The organism is Bacillus sp. sid0103 (assembly GCF_019219025.1).
This window is the reverse complement of sequence record NZ_JAHUWN010000005.1, coordinates 113,199-132,667: the sequence shown is the minus strand read 5'-3', so window position 1 is coordinate 132,667 and position 19,469 is coordinate 113,199. Positions and strand designations below refer to the sequence as shown.

The 19,469-nt window shown below is 42.1% G+C and carries 21 protein-coding genes; 9 read left to right on the top strand and 12 right to left on the bottom strand.

All coding sequences use genetic code 11. The annotated features are described in order from the left end of the window. Window positions 1-215: 215 nt before the first annotated feature. Window positions 216-959 (bottom strand): Crp/Fnr family transcriptional regulator, encoded by a 744-nt coding sequence (locus KW850_RS07635; RefSeq protein ID WP_218346970.1) that lies wholly within the window; start codon window positions 957-959, stop codon window positions 216-218. Between the two features lie 237 nt (window positions 960-1,196). Between KW850_RS07635 and KW850_RS07630 the strand changes: the two genes are divergently transcribed. From KW850_RS07630 to KW850_RS07600, 7 genes are all read left to right on the top strand, one after another. Beyond that, on the top strand, window positions 1,197-1,652 hold the full coding sequence (locus KW850_RS07630; RefSeq protein WP_218346969.1) for a cytochrome c: 456 nt from the start codon (window positions 1,197-1,199) through the stop codon (window positions 1,650-1,652). A 15-nt stretch (window positions 1,653-1,667) separates the two neighbouring features. After that, window positions 1,668-3,533: a Sec-dependent nitrous-oxide reductase gene (nosZ, locus tag KW850_RS07625; protein ID WP_218346968.1), complete on the top strand. Its 1,866-nt coding sequence runs from the start codon at window positions 1,668-1,670 to the stop codon at window positions 3,531-3,533. A gap of 207 nt (window positions 3,534-3,740) precedes the next feature. Next, the gene (locus KW850_RS07620; RefSeq protein WP_218346967.1) at window positions 3,741-4,310 is read left to right on the top strand and encodes a hypothetical protein; all 570 of its coding nucleotides are present in this window, start codon (window positions 3,741-3,743) and stop codon (window positions 4,308-4,310) included. After that, window positions 4,311-5,651 (top strand): nitrous oxide reductase family maturation protein NosD, encoded by a 1,341-nt coding sequence (nosD, locus tag KW850_RS07615; protein ID WP_218346966.1) that lies wholly within the window; start codon window positions 4,311-4,313, stop codon window positions 5,649-5,651. It begins immediately after the preceding gene. Next, a complete protein-coding gene (locus KW850_RS07610) occupies window positions 5,615-6,412 on the top strand; it encodes an ABC transporter permease (RefSeq protein WP_218346965.1) in 798 nt (265 codons plus the stop codon). Before nosD ends, KW850_RS07610 begins: the two co-directional genes overlap by 37 nt. Continuing rightward, window positions 6,409-7,083 (top strand): ABC transporter ATP-binding protein, encoded by a 675-nt coding sequence (locus KW850_RS07605; protein WP_218346964.1) that lies wholly within the window; start codon window positions 6,409-6,411, stop codon window positions 7,081-7,083. Before KW850_RS07610 ends, KW850_RS07605 begins: the two co-directional genes overlap by 4 nt. Then, window positions 7,083-7,985 (top strand): FixH family protein, encoded by a 903-nt coding sequence (locus KW850_RS07600; RefSeq protein ID WP_218346963.1) that lies wholly within the window; start codon window positions 7,083-7,085, stop codon window positions 7,983-7,985. The genes KW850_RS07605 and KW850_RS07600 overlap by 1 nt, the downstream gene beginning before the upstream one ends. 123 nt (window positions 7,986-8,108) lie before the next feature. Here KW850_RS07600 and KW850_RS07595 read toward each other — a convergent pair whose 3' ends face one another. The 4 genes from KW850_RS07595 to KW850_RS07580 all read right to left on the bottom strand — a co-directional run bounded on the left by KW850_RS07595 (window position 8,109) and on the right by KW850_RS07580 (window position 11,818). Beyond that, complete coding sequence (locus tag KW850_RS07595) at window positions 8,109-8,858, bottom strand: TerC family protein (RefSeq protein WP_218346962.1); 750 nt, start codon at window positions 8,856-8,858, stop codon at window positions 8,109-8,111. A gap of 276 nt (window positions 8,859-9,134) precedes the next feature. Beyond that, on the bottom strand, window positions 9,135-10,205 hold the full coding sequence (locus KW850_RS07590; RefSeq protein ID WP_218346961.1) for a PQQ-dependent sugar dehydrogenase: 1,071 nt from the start codon (window positions 10,203-10,205) through the stop codon (window positions 9,135-9,137). A gap of 16 nt (window positions 10,206-10,221) precedes the next feature. After that, entirely contained in the window at window positions 10,222-11,076 is an 855-nt protein-coding gene (locus tag KW850_RS07585) for a Cof-type HAD-IIB family hydrolase (protein WP_218346960.1), read from the bottom strand. A 73-nt stretch (window positions 11,077-11,149) separates the two neighbouring features. After that, window positions 11,150-11,818 (bottom strand): DNA alkylation repair protein, encoded by a 669-nt coding sequence (locus KW850_RS07580; RefSeq protein ID WP_218346959.1) that lies wholly within the window; start codon window positions 11,816-11,818, stop codon window positions 11,150-11,152. A gap of 135 nt (window positions 11,819-11,953) precedes the next feature. Here KW850_RS07580 and KW850_RS07575 point away from each other — a divergent pair, with 135 nt between their 5' ends. Then, complete coding sequence (locus tag KW850_RS07575) at window positions 11,954-12,109, top strand: hypothetical protein (protein WP_218346958.1); 156 nt, start codon at window positions 11,954-11,956, stop codon at window positions 12,107-12,109. Window positions 12,110-12,147: 38 nt separating this feature from the next. On the opposite strand, the gene KW850_RS07570 is transcribed toward KW850_RS07575, so the two are convergent. The 4 genes from KW850_RS07570 to ybaK form a co-directional block, all read right to left on the bottom strand. Further along, window positions 12,148-12,381, bottom strand: coding sequence for a hypothetical protein (locus KW850_RS07570; protein WP_218346957.1), 234 nt, complete (start codon window positions 12,379-12,381; stop codon window positions 12,148-12,150). Between the two features lie 175 nt (window positions 12,382-12,556). Further along, entirely contained in the window at window positions 12,557-13,096 is a 540-nt protein-coding gene (locus tag KW850_RS07565; RefSeq protein WP_218346956.1) for a hypothetical protein, read from the bottom strand. Window positions 13,097-13,182: 86 nt separating this feature from the next. After that, complete coding sequence (locus tag KW850_RS07560) at window positions 13,183-14,286, bottom strand: PRK06851 family protein (RefSeq protein WP_218346955.1); 1,104 nt, start codon at window positions 14,284-14,286, stop codon at window positions 13,183-13,185. 152 nt (window positions 14,287-14,438) lie between these two features. Next, window positions 14,439-14,915: a Cys-tRNA(Pro) deacylase gene (ybaK, locus tag KW850_RS07555; RefSeq protein ID WP_218346954.1), complete on the bottom strand. Its 477-nt coding sequence runs from the start codon at window positions 14,913-14,915 to the stop codon at window positions 14,439-14,441. Window positions 14,916-15,170: 255 nt separating this feature from the next. Between ybaK and KW850_RS07550 the strand changes: the two genes are divergently transcribed. Then, window positions 15,171-16,979, top strand: coding sequence for a TIGR04190 family B12-binding domain/radical SAM domain protein (locus tag KW850_RS07550; RefSeq protein ID WP_218346953.1), 1,809 nt, complete (start codon window positions 15,171-15,173; stop codon window positions 16,977-16,979). 44 nt (window positions 16,980-17,023) lie between these two features. On the opposite strand, the gene KW850_RS07545 is transcribed toward KW850_RS07550, so the two are convergent. From KW850_RS07545 to KW850_RS07535, 3 genes are read right to left on the bottom strand one after another with little or no spacing between them, the layout of a single operon-like run. After that, window positions 17,024-17,731 (bottom strand): ABC transporter ATP-binding protein, encoded by a 708-nt coding sequence (locus tag KW850_RS07545; protein ID WP_218346952.1) that lies wholly within the window; start codon window positions 17,729-17,731, stop codon window positions 17,024-17,026. Then, complete coding sequence (locus tag KW850_RS07540) at window positions 17,731-18,510, bottom strand: ABC transporter ATP-binding protein (RefSeq protein ID WP_218346951.1); 780 nt, start codon at window positions 18,508-18,510, stop codon at window positions 17,731-17,733. Before KW850_RS07540 ends, KW850_RS07545 begins: the two co-directional genes overlap by 1 nt. Next, on the bottom strand, window positions 18,485-19,459 hold the full coding sequence (locus KW850_RS07535; protein ID WP_218346950.1) for a branched-chain amino acid ABC transporter permease: 975 nt from the start codon (window positions 19,457-19,459) through the stop codon (window positions 18,485-18,487). Before KW850_RS07535 ends, KW850_RS07540 begins: the two co-directional genes overlap by 26 nt. Window positions 19,460-19,469: the final 10 nt, after the last annotated feature.

Genomic DNA, 19,469 nt, shown 5'->3' with positions numbered 1-19,469 from the left:
TTTTTCAAGCCTAACGGTAACCATAGAAACCGTATGATGACCGTTCCATCATTTTTTCAAGCCTAACGGTAACCATAGAGACCTTATGATGACCAATCCATCATTTTTTCAGACCAAACAGTAACCAATAAGTCATTTGATTCCCACTCGTAGTTTTTTTGTTTTAAATATCACTAATCAATGGGTCCTTAAACTTTCCAAAATCAGTTTTCCTATTAATATTCCCGATGCAGCAATGTACAAAGCGTACACCAATCAAGGATAATAATCTTCCGCGACTTCATATCGATGATACCGTCTTTTTTCAACTTTGAGAAAACTCGGCTCACACTTTCCCTCGAGGTTCCCACGACAGTAGCAAACTCCTGAATCGTTAAGGGAATCTCAATATCCCATCTATTTAAACCATTATTAAATTTATTTCCCAGACGCTCTAACGTCTTAACGGTCTTCGCATAGACATCAAGCAGGGCAACATCTCTTAATTGTGCAGTCATTTCTCGTAAGGCATCGCTCATATAGCTAATCATTTGCATCGATAACTCCGGTTGGTTGTATAAATCGCGCTCAAGTTCCAGCTTATCCAAGAATAAAATCAACCCATCCTGAAGCATAGTGGCGGTTGCTGGATAGGTTTCAGTCCTCTTTGTAAACAAACTGGCTTCTGCAAACACATCCCCCTGCTGCTTCACACAGACGATCATTTCATTACCGTTTTCGTCCTTCTTCGTCAGCTTAACCGCGCCGGAATGAATAAAGTACACCCCCTTGGCCGCCTCAGCCTCAGAAATAATCTGTTCCCCTTTTTTCAACTTCAGCGTTTGAATCCTTTTTTCAATAATCGACAGCGATTTTTGTGATAACTCCTTAAAAATAACAATTTTTCGAAGTAACGCCGTATGGGCAACTTCCTGATAAATGGCTAAATGTGGATCTTTTACACAATCAATTCGACTCATTCTTCTCACCACCTATTTCTCTCATCTCCGTATTGATTACTTCCTATTGTAAAAAACACCGTCTCCTGATGTAGTGACGAAATTCACAAAACGTTCATTTTTCCAAATTGCTTGAAATAACGGTGTTTCACAAAACGTTCAAAAACTACTAAAAAAGTGTGCGTCAGGTCACAAATTTCTCGATTGTAAGCGTTTAGGATGAAGGTGTTCATTTTATATAAAAAAGGAGGGAAAAAAATGAATAAAGCCATTATTAGTTTTGTTATCTGTGCATTACTAGGCTTTGGATTAGGCTACTTAGTGTTTGGCGTGATCATGGGGGATTCCGAAAAACAGCCTCAAGTGGCACAAACAGAAAAAACTGAAGCAACAGAAACAGCAGCTGCCAAAGAGGAAGCGACAACAGATTCAAAAGAAACCACTACGGTTTCTGCCAATGAGGATAACATCCTAAACAAAAAAGGCTGCCTTGGCTGTCACAGTGTTGAAGCTCTAAATATTAAAGGCGGTGCCGTAGGGCCAGACCTATCACAGGCGTATGCCAACGTTGAAGGGAAACACGGCAAGCCGATTGAAGAATTCTTAAAAGCGCCAACTTCAGCCGTCATGTCAGGCGTCATTGGCAAAAGTCCATTATCAGATGAAGAACGTAAGCAAGTATTAGAACTACTTAAACAAGCTTCTGAAAAATAAAGGTGGTGTACTGAAATGAAAAAATGGATTCCGATTGCATCGGGTCTGCTTGCCGGGTTTGTCGCCGCAACGATCTCGTTTGCCGATTTCTCAACAAAGACGAATACGGAAGCAGCCTCAACTACAAAGAGCGATGCAGAAAAGGTGTACGTACCATTCGGCCAAAAAGATGATTATTACCTCTTTGCGTCTGGCGGCCACTCAGGTCAAATGTTTATTTATGGGGTTCCGTCGATGCGTCATATTCGAACGGTTCCAGTGTTTTCACAGGATTCAGCAACAGGGTATGGCTTTGATGAACACTCGAAGAAGTTAATGGGCGGGTACACATGGGGCGACCTCCATCACCCAGCCTTCTCTGAGACTAAAGGTGACTATGACGGTAAATATATGTTTGCGACCGATGTTGGTAACAGCCGTGCCGCCGCCATGGATCTAAAAACCTTCACCGTGAAAGACATCATTAAGGTTCCAAATACAAGCGGCCCGCACTGTGCTGCCTTCGTTACTGAAAACACTGAGTATATGTTCCTGCCGACACGTTTCGCCGTACCGCTTGAACACAAATACGAATCGCTAGATGACTACAGCACAAAATACCGCGGCGTGATGTCTGCAGTAACGTTTGACCAAAGCAAAGAAAAGCTAAATATTGGCTACCAAGTTGCGCTTCCACCATGGTCCTATGACCTTTCCGATGCGGGTAAAAAAGAATCAGCTGATTGGGCGGTTATGACGACTTATAATACCGAAGAAGCTACCACGAACCTTGAAATAAACGCTTCACAAGCAGACCGTGACTATATTGTTCTGTTTAACTGGAAAGAGCTCGAAAAAATGGTCAAGGAAGGCAAGTACGAAAATGTAGGCGGACAGAAGATGATTTTCCCTGAAAAGCAAAAAGGCGGCATCTATTTAATTCCAGTCGCAAAATCGCCACATGGAGTCGACGTTACACCAGATGGCAAGCACTTTATTGCTTCCGGAAAATTAGCACCAACAATGACTGTCTTCTCGTTTGAAAAAGCATTTAAAGCCGTTGCAAACAAAGACTTCGCTGGGGAACGGAATGGGATTCCAGTCCTAAATTATAAATCCGTTATGGAAAGAGAAGTTAACCCTGAAAATGCCTTAGGACCATTACACACACAATTCGATGACAAAGGTATGGCCTATACAACAATGTTCATTTCTTCTGAGATTGTGAAATGGGATCCAAAAACAGGGGAAACGTTAGACCGTGTTCCTGTTCAATATTCTCCAGGACACTCTGTTGCCGCCGAAGGTGACACCGTGGCACCAGATGGAAAATGGATCATTGCTTTAAACAAGATTGCCAAAGACAGCTACTTGTCGGTCGGACCTTCTCATCCAGAATCGATGCAGCTCATTGATATCAGCGGCAAAATGAAGGTAGTCCAATCCGCACCAGTCAACCCAGAACCGCACTATGCACAAATTATTAAAGCCGATAAGATCAAAACGATTGAAGTCTATCCGAAAGATGAAAAGAATAAGGAAGCCGTTTATAAGCAGAGCGATACGAAAATCGTCCGCAATGGCAACAAAGTCGATGTATACGGAATCGCGATGCGTTCAAAATTCATCTTTGATGCCAAAGCAAAGCGCCCTGATGTGATTGAAGTAAATGAAGGAGATCATGTCACGATTCATCTGACAAATATTGATTTTGATGAGGATATCACCCACGGATTTGCCATCAACAGCTATAACTTAAACATGGAAGTTCAGCCTGGACAAACCAACACCATGGAATTTGTCGCCAATAAAGCCGGAACCTACCCACTTTATTGCACAAACTTCTGTTCTGCACTTCACCAGGAAATGACCGGATACTTCCTTGTAAAACCTGCTAAATAATCCGTTGCTGATGGGTATCAATGAAATCGATTGATACCCATCTGTGTTTACAACTCTTATTATCTATAAAATCTAGTTGCAGCGCCTAGCCCCTCTTCGTCTAAGTCACTCTCTTAAGAAGGCAAAAAACGCCTTCTTGAAGGGCTCGCCTTATGCTTGTTAGGGCTCGTCAAGGCGCCTCCACTTCTTAATAAAGGCGATGTTAATATGAAGGGTAAAACGAAAAAATTATCAGTAGTTTCTTCCTTATTACTAGTTACTTCAACTATTTTAATTGTCATCTCATTGTTTTTTCCGTGGTGGAAAATGGTCTTCGTGGCCCCCCAATATCCTGAAGGGTTAAATATCATCGTGTACCCGAATAAGCTTGATGGGCAAATAGATATCGTTAATGGGCTAAATCACTATATCGGGATGGCGAACTTCAGTGAAAAGAACTTTCCTGAATTATCGTATTTACCTTACCTGGTTAGTGGATTGGCTGCCCTTACGCTTATAACCGCCCTGCTTCGAAAAAAATCAGTCCTGTACGGATTAATCAGCCTTTTTGTCATTGGCGGCGGGCTTGGAATCTATGACCTCCATCATGCCCTGAAGAAGTTTGGCACGAATTTAAGTCCTGAAGCACCGATCAAAATGGATCCATTTGTTCCACCTATTATAGGACATAACACCGTTGCAAACTTTCAAACGACCAGCCTTCTTGGCATCGGTACGTATTTGGTGATGGCAGCGTTTATCCTACTACTCATTCCGTTATGGAAGGATCGAAAATAAATGAAAAAACTTGCGCTCTTCTCTTTCATTTTTTCTCTATTGCTAATTATGAGTCCTGAGAAAAAGCTGGCCGCCGAAAATTTACAAGCAACGATCGACAGCCTGAAAGCAGGGGCGGTCCTGAATCTTGAAAATAAAACGTACCAGGGCAATATTGTCATCGACAAACCGATGACGATTATTGGCTCAAATCATACCGTGATCAAGGGAGATGGAACGGGGAATGTCATTTCGATTAAGGCCCCGCATGTGACGCTGAGCCACCTGACAGTCACACATGGCAGTATGAACCGAAACTCAGCAGAGGAATATGCGGCCATCAAGATTTACACAAACAAGAATCTTGTCGAACACATCAGCATCCGAGACTCCTTTCACGGCATTTATTTAAGCCAGGCGCACGAGAATACCATTCGTGCCAACGATATTAAAGGTCTGGGGAGAGGTGAAATTGCCTCCCAGGGGAATGGGATTCATGTTTACTATGCCAATGATAATTTGCTAGAAAAGAATACGATCGAAGGCACCCGGGACGGGATGTTCTTTGAATACGCCAATCACAATCACAGCTATGAAAATACAATCAGCCATACTAGATATGGATTACATTACATGTATTCTGATGAAAACATTTTTAAGAAAAATACCTTCACGATGAATACCGGCGGCGCTGCAATTATGAACTCGAACCATTTGCAGCTCGAAGATAATCAATTCGTCGTAAACTACGGCAACAAGTCCTTTGGATTATTGCTGCTCCAAGCCAATGACAATGATATTGCCAATAATACTTTTTACATGAATCAACGCGGTATGTATATCGATCAAGCGACGCGAAACGAATTTCGCCACAACAAAATCGTACAAAATCAGATCGGTATTGAATTGTGGGCGAGTTCCAATGAACAAGTTTTCACGTTAAACCAAATTACCGAAAATACGATTCCTGCTGTAACCCTTGGTGGCACTAGTGACCATAATTCCTGGAGCAAAGATGGCAAAGGGAATGATTGGGGCGGCACGTTCCCCATCACCGATCTAGACCAAGACAGCATTGGGGATTTTCCAATAACCTATCAATCTTCTTTATACCAATTAATCGAAGACCAAGAATTATCCTATTTATTTTTAAAAAGTCCCGCTCTGAAGATTTACGAAAAAATGAACTCTGTACTCACAACCGAAGCAGTCATGTTTCATGACCCGCACCCTCTCACAGCTGCAAAAGGAACCTATGCGAAAGCGATTTTTCTGATTGCCGGCCTACTAATTGTGGCGATTTTACTAAAGGGGAGACAACGACTATGCATTATATTTGGAAGGAATGGAAGGAAAATTTAAGGGGAAAAGGACTGTGGCTTAGCTTAAGCATTATTGTTCTGATTTCAATCGCGATTTTATTTCGATCCTCTGTCCTTTCATTTGATAAAGGCTATTATGTGCTCTTAATCAATTTGTTTGATACGATCATCTATTTTATCCCGATTCTCTGCTTGTTTATCGGGGCGTTCTCGATTTTCCAAGAGAAAGAACAAAAGACCTTGATTATGCTATTAACCAAGACAGACCATTTCGGAAGTTTTCTCATAAAAAAAAGCCTCGGGCTCTATGCCGTTGTGCTGATTCCGTTGTTAACATGGTTTTTCATTTATTTGTTATTGCTTAAATTTAATTTTCAACTCGATATGAAAAGTTATTTTATATTTGTCGCGGCGATCGTTTGCATGAGCCTCGTATTCCTGCAAATTGGCGCGGCAATCGGCTCTTTTAGCCGTTCACGGATGCAGATTATCGGCTATACGATTTTTGTCTGGTTCTACTTCTTCTTCTTACATGATTTTATCTTGCTGTCGTTCTTACCTGATGTAACGCATGAAAATGTGAAACTATTTTCTTCCGTCTACTTTTTAAATCCGCTTCAGGCTGTTCGAATGTTCCTAGAAACAGGAACAGGTGTATATTCCTTTGGCCATATGTCGAGACTTTTACAAGCGTTTATGTGGACGAAGCCTGTATTCTTCCTACTCGGAAATCTCTTGTTCTGGCTCATCGCTTCATTTTTCACAGCGATTGTTTTCAATCGTAAGGAGGGGTACGAATGATCAAAGTGACAAACTTACAGCAATCTTTCGGAAAAAAGACAGTCTTAGATTCAATCAATCTCGACATTTATCCGAACGAAATCTGTGCATTGGTTGGCCGCAATGGGGCCGGGAAATCAACGTTTATTAGTAGTCTGCTTGGGTTATTGCCGGTTAAGAACGGGGAGATTTTAATCAATGGGATTGCGGTCCACAAGAAAAATGAGGAATGGAAAAGAATAATCGCTTATCTCCCAGAAAAATTCATGCTTTATCCGATGCTGACCGGCCTTGAAAATATGACGTTCTTTGCCGAAGCAGTATCAAAGACCGCTAACCAGGAACGGATTGAGCAGGTGCTTCGCTCGGTCGGCTTGTGGGACGACCGCCATGAACAAGTGAAAAAGTATTCCAAAGGGATGCTGCAGCGCCTTGGTTTAGCGATTACCCTTTATCAAGATTCAAGCCTGCTCATTCTGGATGAACCGACGAGCGGCATCGACCCGCATGGCAGAAAAGAGATCTTAGAGGTGCTCGGTTCCCTTCAGGATAAAACCATTCTACTCTCCTCGCACCATCTGGATGAAATTAAGCAGATATGTACCCATGTAGCTTATTTAGCTGATGGAAAAATGGAAAAATATACAGTAGCAGAGTTTTTACACACTCATCATTTAGGAGGGATCAGCTGATGAAGATACGGCTAATGTTTGCCATCCTTCTTCTGGTTGCGATCGTAACAGGGTGCAGTTCAGAACCAAATTATAAGGTGACAGTCACGAAGGACCTATATTTCGTTAAGGACACGGCGATGCCATTTGAAATAAACATAATCGAGAACAAAAAGGCTGTGAAGGGACTCGATGTGTCCGCCCATTTAGCGATGACAGAAATGGATCATGGCAGCAATGATGTAAAGCTTGTTGAAGGGAAAAATGGCACTTATTCTGGTAAAGTGAATCTGCCGATGGGCGGGAAATATGAGGCAGCGTTTACGTTAGAAAAAGACGGTAAAAAGGCAGAGAAGGTAATAGAACTTAACGTCACCAAGCCAAAAGGCGTTGCCAAGGTGAACGGTGACTGGGTTACTACTGAGGATGTCAGCTTTTATAAGTTTATTAACCAATTACAACTGGCGATCAACCGCGAGAGCGCAGAGGAAAAATACTCGGGCAAACAGTTAGAAGAAGAACTGGCTTATTTAGACAGCCAGGAGAAAACACTCGAGGATAAAAATCAATTATTAACGCAAATTATTCGTCTCCGTGCGATGGCCTTACTGGCTGATGAAAAGGGTCACAAAGCAGCAGAGACCGAAGTGGATACAGCCCTCCTCAAAGCACGCGAGCAATATTATCAATTTGAGTCTTCTAAAAAACTGATTAACGAGTATGGCGAAGAGAAGTTCTGGGCAATGGAAAAGAAGCAGTATCATTTGATTGTCATGTCCCAGAAGGTTCAAAAGGACTTAATTGACAAAGCCAAAAAGGAAAATCCAAAAGCCGGCGACCAAGAAATCTACTACCAAGCCCAAAAAGACTACGAAGAACTCCTTGTTTCCCAGGTGAATTCATTGAAAATTGAGATCCTCTAAGGGATTAGCACGTCAAAAAGAGATTGGACATTCCAATCTCTTTCGTTTTTTGACTAGATGGGCTCAAGTTTCCACTTTTTCATCCAGTTTTTTTATCATTTTTGCCGGATTCCTACCGAAATTTTACTTTGCCTCACTGGTTTTTTCTGTTTTCCCTTTCGATAAAAACCATCCACCTATAGCAATAAGAAGCATAACTGACCAAAAGATTGTATTCCAAATGGGTCCCTCAACAAACTCGTGAGGAATAATGTGCAGTGCTGGATGCGCAAGAGTATGCATTAATAACTTAACCCCTACCCAACCGACAAGTAACATAGCTGCTGTTTCAAGACTAGGACGTTCTGTCAATAGCTTAACGAAGTACCCGGCTGCAAAACGAATAACAATTAATCCTGCAACCGCTCCTAATAAAATAACAATAAATTGAGCCCCATCCATACCTCCGATATCCCCCATTGGTGTATCTGGCAAGGCAATGACAAGAGCTACGGCAGCTAAAATAGAGTCAACAGCGAATGCGATATCTGCTAATGAAATTTGCGCAACCGTCATACGAAAGCTTTTCCCTTTTTTCTCTTTTTCTCCGTGGTCCTTTTTTAGTAAATGTTTTAATGCGATGAAAATTAAATAAGCTGCCCCAATGGCTTGAACCTGCCAAACGTGGAAAAGATACGAAATAATAAAGATGGCACCAATCCTAAAGATAAACGCTAATAGCAATCCAATATTAATCGCTTTTTTCTGCTGATCTTCTGGTAAATGCTTTGCCATAATAGCTAAAACTAAAGCATTATCAGCAGATAATAACCCTTCTAAAAGAATCAAAATAAGTAAAACCCAGCCATACTCTAATAATAGAGATAGTTCCATATAATCCCCCTGTAAATTATCACTTCTTAACATCAGTATAAAGTATGCTTAAATGAGTTTAATAACGTTTTGCCTGATACCATTCGTATAAACTTCAACCAACCTATAGCAAGGAAGGTTTCCTTTTTCTTATTCCAATAGTGTCCCATTGCATCCCATTCCTTATTCCACTCTTCTGCATCGTTAGCAAAATCATCCGTTTTTTTGTCAGAGATCAAAAAGAAGGGTGTCAGGCACCATGTGAATTCTTCACATGGTGCCTGACACCCTTTCCGTTCACAAATCTCGTATTAGCACCCGATATAGTTTATCGTCATTCTCATCTGGGTTTCCACGGCCGTCGGTGTTGTTGCTGACGAAGTAGAGGTAGGCGCCATCGACGTAGAGGTCACGGATTCTTCCTAGTCCAGTAACGACAGGGCTTGTTTGCTTCTGATCCAAGCGAAATTTACGAACGGCGTTGCCTCTTAATGCTGCGGCATAAAGCTTCCCATTGGCTGCTGCCAGGCCGGATGGTGCCCATGTTTCATCACCTGACTGATATAAAGGCGTAACCATCCCAGCTTTCTGCTCCGCCCCTTGAATCACCGGCCAGCCAAAATTCGCTCCCGGCGTAATCCGGTTGATTTCATCATGTGCCGATTGGCCGTGCTCACTTGCATACAGGGTCGTCCCTACCCACACTAGGCCCTGTGGATTGCGATGGCCATAGCTGTAGACATACGAGTTTGGGAACGGATTGTCAGCTGGAATCGCTCCATCTAGTTTCATCCGCAATATCTTCCCATTCAGGCTCTTTACATCCTGAGCCGTTTCCGGAGTGGTTGCATCACCTGTCGTGATATAAAGCAATTCATCGGGACCGATTTTGAGCCTGCCGCCATGATGATAGGCAGCACTTGGAATCCGGTCGAGCAGGATTTTCTCTTCGGCCCAGACCGAACCATTCGTCCTTAGAACAACCACTCGATTAAATTGTCCCTTCTGGTCATTACTATAGGTATAATAGGCGTACGCTTGATGATTTTCTAGAAACTGAGGGTCAAGAACAAAGCCTAGCAGCCCCGCTTCGGCCGCCTTGGCCAGCGGCATCGCTAAACGGACGGGCTGACGTTCTGTTTTACCATTTTCAATCTTCACGATGGTTCCGGTTCGTTCACTGATGTAATATGCTTGATTCACCTTATCAATAGACCAAGGGACATGCAATCGTTCAGCCACCACTTCGACATTTGGCTGGGGAACAACAACCTCATTCCCTTGAATTCCCTTGTCATTTTTTTCAAATAGCGAACAGCCCGACAACACGACAACCATTATTAGTAAAATCGAACAAAGCCTCTTCATTGACTCCTACCTTTCCTTAAATAACTTCAAGAATTGCCTTCGCTACGCCGCTTTCTTCGTTGGTGTCTGTAATAGCATCACAAAGAGACTTGATCTCATCACCGGCATTGCCCATTGCCACCGCTCTGCCAGCTTTTTTAAACATCGAAACATCATTATAATTATCGCCAATCGCCATCGTCTCCGCTAAATCCATCCCGTTTGCATTCACAAATGACTCAAGCGCAATCCCCTTTTGGGCATCGTGGTGCGTGATCTCCAGGTTTTCATGACCGGAAGACGCAATCGCAAGTTCTTCTAAGTCTGCTAATGCTTGGTTGGCTGCTTCAAGTCTGTCTGCATCAAACGAGAAGGCCAGTAATTTATAAATTTGATAGTCTTTATTGGCAAAAAGCAGTTCATAATCTTCGATTTTATGGACTAATCCATCACGGATTCTTGCCCCTGCTGCTTCGATAATTTCCTCTTGATCCGCTTCGGGGTTAGCACTCATAACAATATCAACGAGAATCGACACGGCCTTGTCGGGATCAATGGTGAAGGCTCCCTGATTTGTATATACTTCGAAATATACTTCCTCTTTAGCGAGCCTTGATGCTGCCTCTCTAGCTAGTTGTTTACCGATTGGCGTAGCTGAAAGGACATCCCCCTCTTTGGAACGAATTTCTGCACCATTCACACAAATAACCGGGCAGGTTAAACCGGCCTCATCTAACACATAGGTTGCTTCCTGATAAGACCTGCCTGTCGCAACAACGACTTCTACTCCCTGAGCCTGCGCTTTTAAAATGGCTTCCTTATTCGCTGTGCTGATTTGTTGAACTGAATTCAATAATGTTCCATCCATATCTGTTGCAATGCATTTAATCATGTTAGTCCCACCCTCAATCCCTATTCATTATTGCCATTTTAACAGAATATCAAAAACATTATCTCCCAGATGCTCAAGCTAAATACTTACTTCCTTCCCGAACACTTAACGGTGCTAACTTTGTGTCTTCAAGAAACTTCTGCACGGAAGCAGGATTCGTCTTTGAATATTCCCGTAATGCCCAGCCAATTGCCTTTTGGATAAAAAATTCCTTGCTGTCTGCATTAAGACGTATGTATTGATAAAGGAGGTCTTCATTTGTGTTCACTTTATATTTTAATTGAAAAAGCAGCGCCGCTCTCCGCAGCCAGAGGTAATCATGCGTCGCCCAGCCATCAATTGTCTCTGCCACAACTTCCGGGAACTTTTCAGCCATTTTTCCAACTGGCTTAGGTGCAATCGCATCCACCGTATCCCACCATGACTTCGTTTCAATCAACTCCTCCATGAAGGGTAAATCCGTTTTCTCGAGTTTATTCAGAGTCTTTTCCATATAAACCAGTGCCGTATACTGGTATTCGCGTTCATCCTTCGCCCAAAGCGCGCGAATAAATTCTTGGTTAAATGGCTCCTTTAATATCCCTGTTGCTTGAAAAAACTGCTTCTCCAACACACTGCGCTCTGGTTTCTTGATTCCAAGAAAAGGAAAATGATCTTTCATATATTTCTTCATTGGTCCGGCATTTGCTTCATTGCGATTTTCTTCAAATAGTTGCGTTAACAAATCTATCGTGGATGGCATCCAATCTTCCTCTCACAAAAACTTCCCACTAGCTATCAAATAATTTTTCCTTCTTCCAATATCTCCTTTATTTTTTTCGAATAAACAACCTTGTTGATGCCAAACTAACCATTAGCAGACAAGGAGGGATCAATGATGACGAAGAAATATAACAAAGGCAGCAAGAATCAAAATTCCCCGCAAGCCGGACAATCTCAAACTGAATTCGCGAGCGAGTTTGTCAGCGGCGATAACAGCAAAGGGAATAAACACAACAGAGGGAAGAAAAGCAAAACGAATCCAAATTCTTAATAATAAAAAATCGACTTTTAAAATTGAAAGTCGATTTTTTACTTTTTATTTTCCTGATTTAATTTTATTGATGGGTTATAAATAAATGCCCCCGAAATACCTTCAGACAACTGTTCACTCTCACCTCTAAATTGATCTTGCATTTGGAGGTTTGCACTTTCTGCTTCAGAACTTCTCTCTGTAGATGCGTGGACCTTCCCATCTTCAAGTTGTTCGTTAATCTTAATGTTCGCTTCAACCGTTTCGTTTGCTGAATTTGTGTCTTTTACCATTATTCTATCTCCTTTCATTTCAAAGTATAGTGATATCTTGCCCCAATGACCTCTTTGTTACCTATATTTTTCATTTCATTTTGGAATGCATGAATCCACTTTAAATTTTGAATCTTGAGGACCCCATTTCACCATAAGAAAGAACTGCCCCCATATCAGGACAGTTCTTTCTTATTTATTGACAACTAAATGAGCGGATTCTGTTTAAATCCATTCCGTAATATTCCCAGTGGTATCCACGCCAACGATACCCTGCAATCGATGTCCTGCCTACATAGGTTGGATAATACCAGAAGCTTCTTCCATTATTCAACCAAACATAGGTATAACGGTACAGACAGTGCCTTATTCCTCCTGGGTCAACTGCATATAAGCCAGCTGATTCATGCGGAATGTAGGTGGGTGGCGGTGCAGTCGGAGGACCATCATAATGTGAGCCACCTCCATATGGTGGATGATGTCCTCCTCCGTGCGGCGGCGGTTGATGTCCTCCTCCGTGCGGCGGCGGTTGGTGTCCTCCTCCGTGCGGCGGCGGTTGATGTCCTCCTCCGTGCGGCGGTGGTTGGTGTCCTCCTCCGTGCGGCGGCGGTTGGTATCCTCCTCCGTGTGGCGGCGGTTGGTGTCCTCCTCCGTACTGGGGTGACTGCCGCACGTTGTTATCATAAGGAAAATTAGGCATACTACCATGACCCTGAGGGTAATTGAAATTATCCAAGGCTTTTATCCCCTTCTATTTATATTCCCTCTAATGTATGCGCCACGCCTAATTTGGTGAAAAAGCTATGATATTCAAAAGATTGGTTATTCTACTTTACTTGCAGCTAGCTCCCTGATTTCTTCCGCTATTTTGTTTTGGATTCCTTCGACAACCGAAAAGTCCATCGCGGCAATATAGATTTCCTCTAACTCATCATGGAGTGCCTTTGCCTTGGCCAAATAGGAAGTAGCCTCAATCATTTTATTTTTATAATTCGTCGCGATTTTGGTAAGGATTTCTTCAAAAATTTCATCAGTCCCAGGAGCGATGAGTAATTCATACATATCAATGATTTCATCCCCATCCCTGCTTGGGAAATACTCATGTGGTGCGGTACTATCAAAGATGGCAATGCCGAGCTCTCTAAAAATAACCATATCGAGGCTGTGTGGGTCAAAGCCACAATGGTACACCTCTACATCCACCCCTCGGGCTTCAGCGGCCGCCGCCAATTTTTTCAGCATTGTTGACTTTCCAGAGCCTGGGCGCCCTTTAATGAAGTAACGCTTCGGAATCTCTTCTGTTAAATTCGGGACAAAATCTACTGCTCCTATAGGCGTTGCTGCCCCTAAAAAGCGATGGCGGATATCAGATTTTTTACTGAGTTTCATTTTTCCAAAGAAGGTATCAACTAATTTGTTCGTTAATTGATCGGCTTTCTTAAAATCCATACTGTTAATATAGATCTTTTCCCAATCATCATGGATGTCCAGTGCTTCTTTATACGTATCATAGGCCTTATGAAAGGACTGGCTGATTTGATTGGTTAACTTTAGAATTGTATTTTTATGAATGGCCAATGCACGGGCATTCCAGGCTTCACCCAGGTTAATATACTCGTCAACCGCACCTGGCGCTTTTGGTTCAATCACATGCGGGGCAGTACCATCGACAATTCCCACTTTTAACGCGGGGATCAACACGCCATCGATCGAATTGTTATCTGAGGAACAATGTAAGAATTCAATATCATAACCCTTTTCAAGCCACTCATTGCCGATTTTTTTCATTAGAGAGGATTTACCTGTCCCCGGTCCGCCTTTTAAAATAAATAACCGGTCGAGACCTTGAAGATTGGAATCATATAAATTATGAAAACCTCTAGCTGTATTACCACCAGCAAAGTAGTTTTTAATTTTTCCTGCCACCCATCAACACTCCCCTTTATCTATCAGCGCTAGCGTCTAGTGGACTTTACCTAACAGGCGCTTCCGCTTTTTCGTGACAATTGCAAAGTAATAGTAATTTCACCCTATCTTATGCGATTGTCGCCCATAGGTGAGTGCCTAGGAAAAAAATCTTACTTAATGAGCGGGACAATGTCAGCTTTTGTGACCTCTGTCAACTGAACAGGGTCCAACACCATTTGGACGCCAATTTTCCCGCCGCTGACAATGATCGTCTCCAGCTGTTTCGCGTGTTCATCAATAAACGTCTTATATTCCCTTTTCATGCCAATAGGCGAACAGCCACCGCGGATATATCCAGTCCATTTCTGAATATCTTTTACCGGAAGCATTTCAATGTTCTTTTCACCAGCTGCTTTCGCTGCCTTTTTCAAATCCAATTCATCCGCAACAGGAATGACAAAGACATAGGCATTCTTGCTCGCGCCCTGTGCAACCAGTGTTTTATAAACTTCCTTAGGGTCCTTGCCTATTTTCTCGGCAACAGAAACTCCGTCGATTTTCCCATCTTTATTATCGTAGGTTAGCATGTCATAGCGAACCTTTTTCGCATCCAGAATTCGCATTGCATTGGTTTTACTTTGTGCCACTTTACGTTCCCTCCCTGACTTCATGACTTTTATCTAGTATCAGCATACTAAATGAGCGGAAATTACACAAAATCACCGAAAATCTGTCACTCGTTTGCCACTCTATTAAACCATTATTATAGTACACTAAATTTAACCATAATAAATTACTGATATTACCAAAAAAGATAATATCTCCATTATCACTATTAAAAAAACGTTTATGTGAAATATTTCACACTTTATATCTAAACTAATCTACTTGAGGTGGAATCAATGAATTATGATTTAGTCCTTTTGCATGCACCAAGTGTCTTTGACTTTCGCAAAAACTTACTGCTGGCCGGCCCCATTAGTGATGTAGTTCCGTCATCCCCAGTATTTGAGATGTACCCGATTGGAATAACCAGTATCGCAGAGTATCTGGAAAGGTACGGTTTGCGCGTTAAAATCATCAATATTGCCAATCGGATGCTGATGAGCGAAAAATTTGATGTCGAAGCAAAACTAAGGAACATCCAAACCAAGGCGTTCGGAATTGACTTACACTGGCTGCCGCATGCACACGGCAGTATCGAGTTAGCGAAAGTAGTTAAAAAGCTTCATCCTCATACTCCAGTCATCTTTGGCGGACTGTCATCAACCTATTATCATAAAGAACTGATTGATTATCCTTGGATTGATTTTGTGATGCGTGGTGATTCCACTGAAAAATTGATGCTATTGTTAATGAATAAAATTGAACAAGGAAATACCCACTATGCTGACATCCCCAACTTAACGTGGAAGAAGGGAGGCGACATCGGCTGCAATCCGCTTACCTATGTTCCAAAGGATTTGGATGATTTAGATGTCCCAGGATATCGCTATGCGATACGGTCCGTATTCAAATATCGGAATTTCCTTGACCCGCTTCCATACAGCGGATGGCTTCAATATCCTAATACCGCCTTACTGACAGCACGAGGCTGCTCACAAAACTGCCTTATCTGCGGCGGTTCAAAGTTTGCATATGATCAAATCTGTAACCGCAGCTCCCTTGCTTTACGGTCGCCAGAAAAACTCGTCGAGGATATTAAATTTATCTCTCGCTTTAGCCGGGCCCCGATTTTCATCCTTCATGACCTGCGTCAGGGCGGACTTGACTATGTAACAGAATTTTTTAGCCGGCTGAAAGAACTGAATCTCAAAAATGAAGTGGTATTTGAATTATTCAAGTATGCAGACGAAGCGTTCTTTAAACAGATCAATGATAGTGTTCCAAAATATAGTATTGAAATTACACTTGAAACCCATGATGAAAAAATCAGACGGTATAACGGGAAATTTAGTTGTACGAACACAAAGGTAATCGATACGCTAAACTTTGCGTTAAAGCATGGCTGTAAAAAAATTGATTTATTCTTTATGGTGGGAATTCCGGGTCAGACGTATGAGAGTGCCATAGCAAACATTGATTTCTGCGAACAGATCCATCTGGCCTGTCAGCAAGACAAACGGATTTTCTATTTTGTTGCACCGCTTGCACCGTTCCTTGATCCTGCGAGTCCAGCCTTTGAACAACCCGAGCTGCACGGTTATAAAAAGTTATGCCATACCCTTGAGGACCACCGCACGGCGATCACTCAGCCTTCTTGGAAGCATATGCTTAGCTATGAAACAAACGATATGACGCGTGATGATATTGTAAATTCAACCTATGAATCTGCTAAACTCTTAAATCAATTTAAATTAAAATATGGGCTAATTAATGAAGAAGGCTATAAGGAAATTAATGGGAAGATTGAAAAATCGATTGATTATATTGATAAAATTGATTATGTTCTCTCATTGCCAAAAGAGCAGCAGGGAGCAGAATTAGTGAAGATTCGCGAGGAAATTGAGATGTTAAATAAATATAGTATTTGTGGAAAGAACGAGTTAAAGTGGGAGGTTCAAAAGAATTATGCCAACATTTTCTCCCTTACACTAGTCGGACTCGAACAGCTGGTTGAGGATTATGCGCACAAAATTAGACATCTATTACAGCCGCATCGCCGTCAGCAATTCCGGCTTGATCCTGAAAAGAGGAAAATCGAGATATAATAGGAAAGGAGTTGAGGGGCATCCTCAACTCCTTTCGATGCGAACTAGTGCCCGCCAAGATATGCATTTCTGATTTGGTCGCTTGAGTTAAGCTCGGCTGCTGTACCAGAGGCGACAATTTTTCCTGTCTCTATAACATAGGCACGGTCGGCAATGGAGAGCGCCATATTGGCGTTTTGCTCAACTAATAGAATCGTTGTGCCTGTTTTATTGATTTCCTCGATTATTTTGAAAATGGTTTTTACTAACAGGGGAGCAAGACCCATGGATGGCTCATCTAACAGTAATAGACGCGGCCTAGCCATTAATGCTCGTCCCATCGCAACCATTTGCTGCTCTCCACCTGAAAGTGTCCCGGATTGCTGTTTACGGCGTTCCAGTAAGCGTGGGAAAAGCTGATAAACCTTTTCAAAATCTTCTTGAATTCCTTTTTTATCTTTCCTTAAGTAGGCACCTAATTCAAGATTTTCTTCCACGGACATGTTGGAGAACACGCGGCGACCTTCTGGTACTTGTGAAATTCCCCGTTTCACAATTAATTGCGGGACTTTCCCAGCTACATGTTCGCCTTCAAACAAAACTTCACCATTTTTCGGTTTTAGCAGTCCGGAAATGGTTTGTAAAAGCGTACTTTTCCCCGCACCATTGGCACCAATCAGTGTTACAATTTCTCCTTGATTGATTTCGAGGGAAACCCCCTTCAATGCATGGATATTACCATAATAAACATTTATATCATTCACTTTTAGCATTAGGAGACCTCCTCTCCAAGATAGGCTTCGATGACTTTTGGATTATTTCTGATTTGTTCTGGTGTCCCATCCGCAATTAATTGACCGTGGTCAAGCACATAGATTCGCTCACACACACCCATAACAAGACCCATGTCATGTTCAATTAAGAGGATTGTTAATGAAAACTTCTCACGGATTAACGCAATTAAATTCATCAGTTCTTCTGTTTCCTGCGGATTCATTCCGGCAGCCGGTTCATCAAGCAGCAATAATTTTGGACCGGCAGCTAATGCCCGGGCAATTTCAAGGCGACGCTGCTGCCCATACGGCAAGTTTTTAGCCTTTTCATGCATCACATTTTCCAACTTGAAGATTTTCAAGAAGTCAATTGCTTTTTCTTCCATTTCCTTTTCACCAGAGAAGTGGGTTGGAAGGCGGAAGATCGAACTTAACATCGAATGCTTAGCCAGCGAATGATAAGCTACCTTTACATTATCAAGAACGGACAGTTCACTAAACAAGCGAATGTTTTGGAAGGTCCGGCTGATTCCCTTTTTGGTGATTTTATAAGGTGCTAAGCCATTAAGTTTTTCTCCTGTTAACGAGATGGTCCCCTCTGTCGGAACATAGACGCCTGTCAGCAGGTTGAAAAATGTAGTTTTACCTGCACCATTGGGGCCAATTAAACCGACAAGTTCACCCTGTTTTAATTCCAGGTTTACATCTGAAACAGCCTTTAAACCGCCAAAACGGATTCCGGCATTTTCTACTTTAAGCAACTGTCTTTTTGTTGTCATGCTGTACTCCTCCTTTAGCCGCTTTACCAACTTTAAAGAATGAGGTAATTTCTTTTGTGCCGAGCAGGCCTTGCGGACGGAAAAGCATCATCACGATAAGGACAAGGCTGTAAATAACCATCCGAACCTCTGGATAGCTAGATAGGTAGGTTGAAATGATTGTTAACAGGATCGCAGCAATCACTGCTCCTGACATACTTCCTAACCCGCCTAGAACAACAAAGATTAAAATATCAAATGATTTCAAAAATCCAAAGTTTGTTGGTTGGATAATATAAAAGTTATGCGCATATAATGCACCGGCAATTCCGGCAAAAAAAGCACCGATCGCAAAGGCTGTTACCTTATAGTAGGTTGTATTGATCCCCATCGCATCGGCAGCAATTTCATTTTCTCTAATCGAAATACAAGCTCGACCATGAGTCGAATTCGTAAAGTTTGCAATGACTATTATCGTTAAAATGACACAACCGATCAGCCATGGCCACGTGGTAAAGTGGGAGACGGTCATTCCGCTTGCTCCGCCGACATAATCAATATTTAAGAAGACAATTCTCACAATCTCTCCGAATCCTAGCGTAGCAATCGCGAGATAATCACCTTTTAGGCGAAGGGAGGGAATCCCAATAATTAGCCCGGCTACTGCTGCGGCTAATCCGCCAACAAGGAGGGCAACTGGAAAGGGCAAACTAAGTTTCATGGTCATAATTGCTGAGGCATAAGCGCCAACAGCCAGAAATCCAGCATGTCCAATCGAAAACTGGCCCGTGATTCCAATTATTAAGTGAAGACTTACAGCTAGAATAATATTAATTCCGATAAAAAATAGCGTATTAACATAAAACTGATTTAGTGAACCACCAGTAATTAAAAATTGCATGACGACCGAAAATATAACGGCTAAAACGATCGAGGTCCAGAAAAATTTTGCTTGTTTTAAAATATTCATTGCTAAAAGA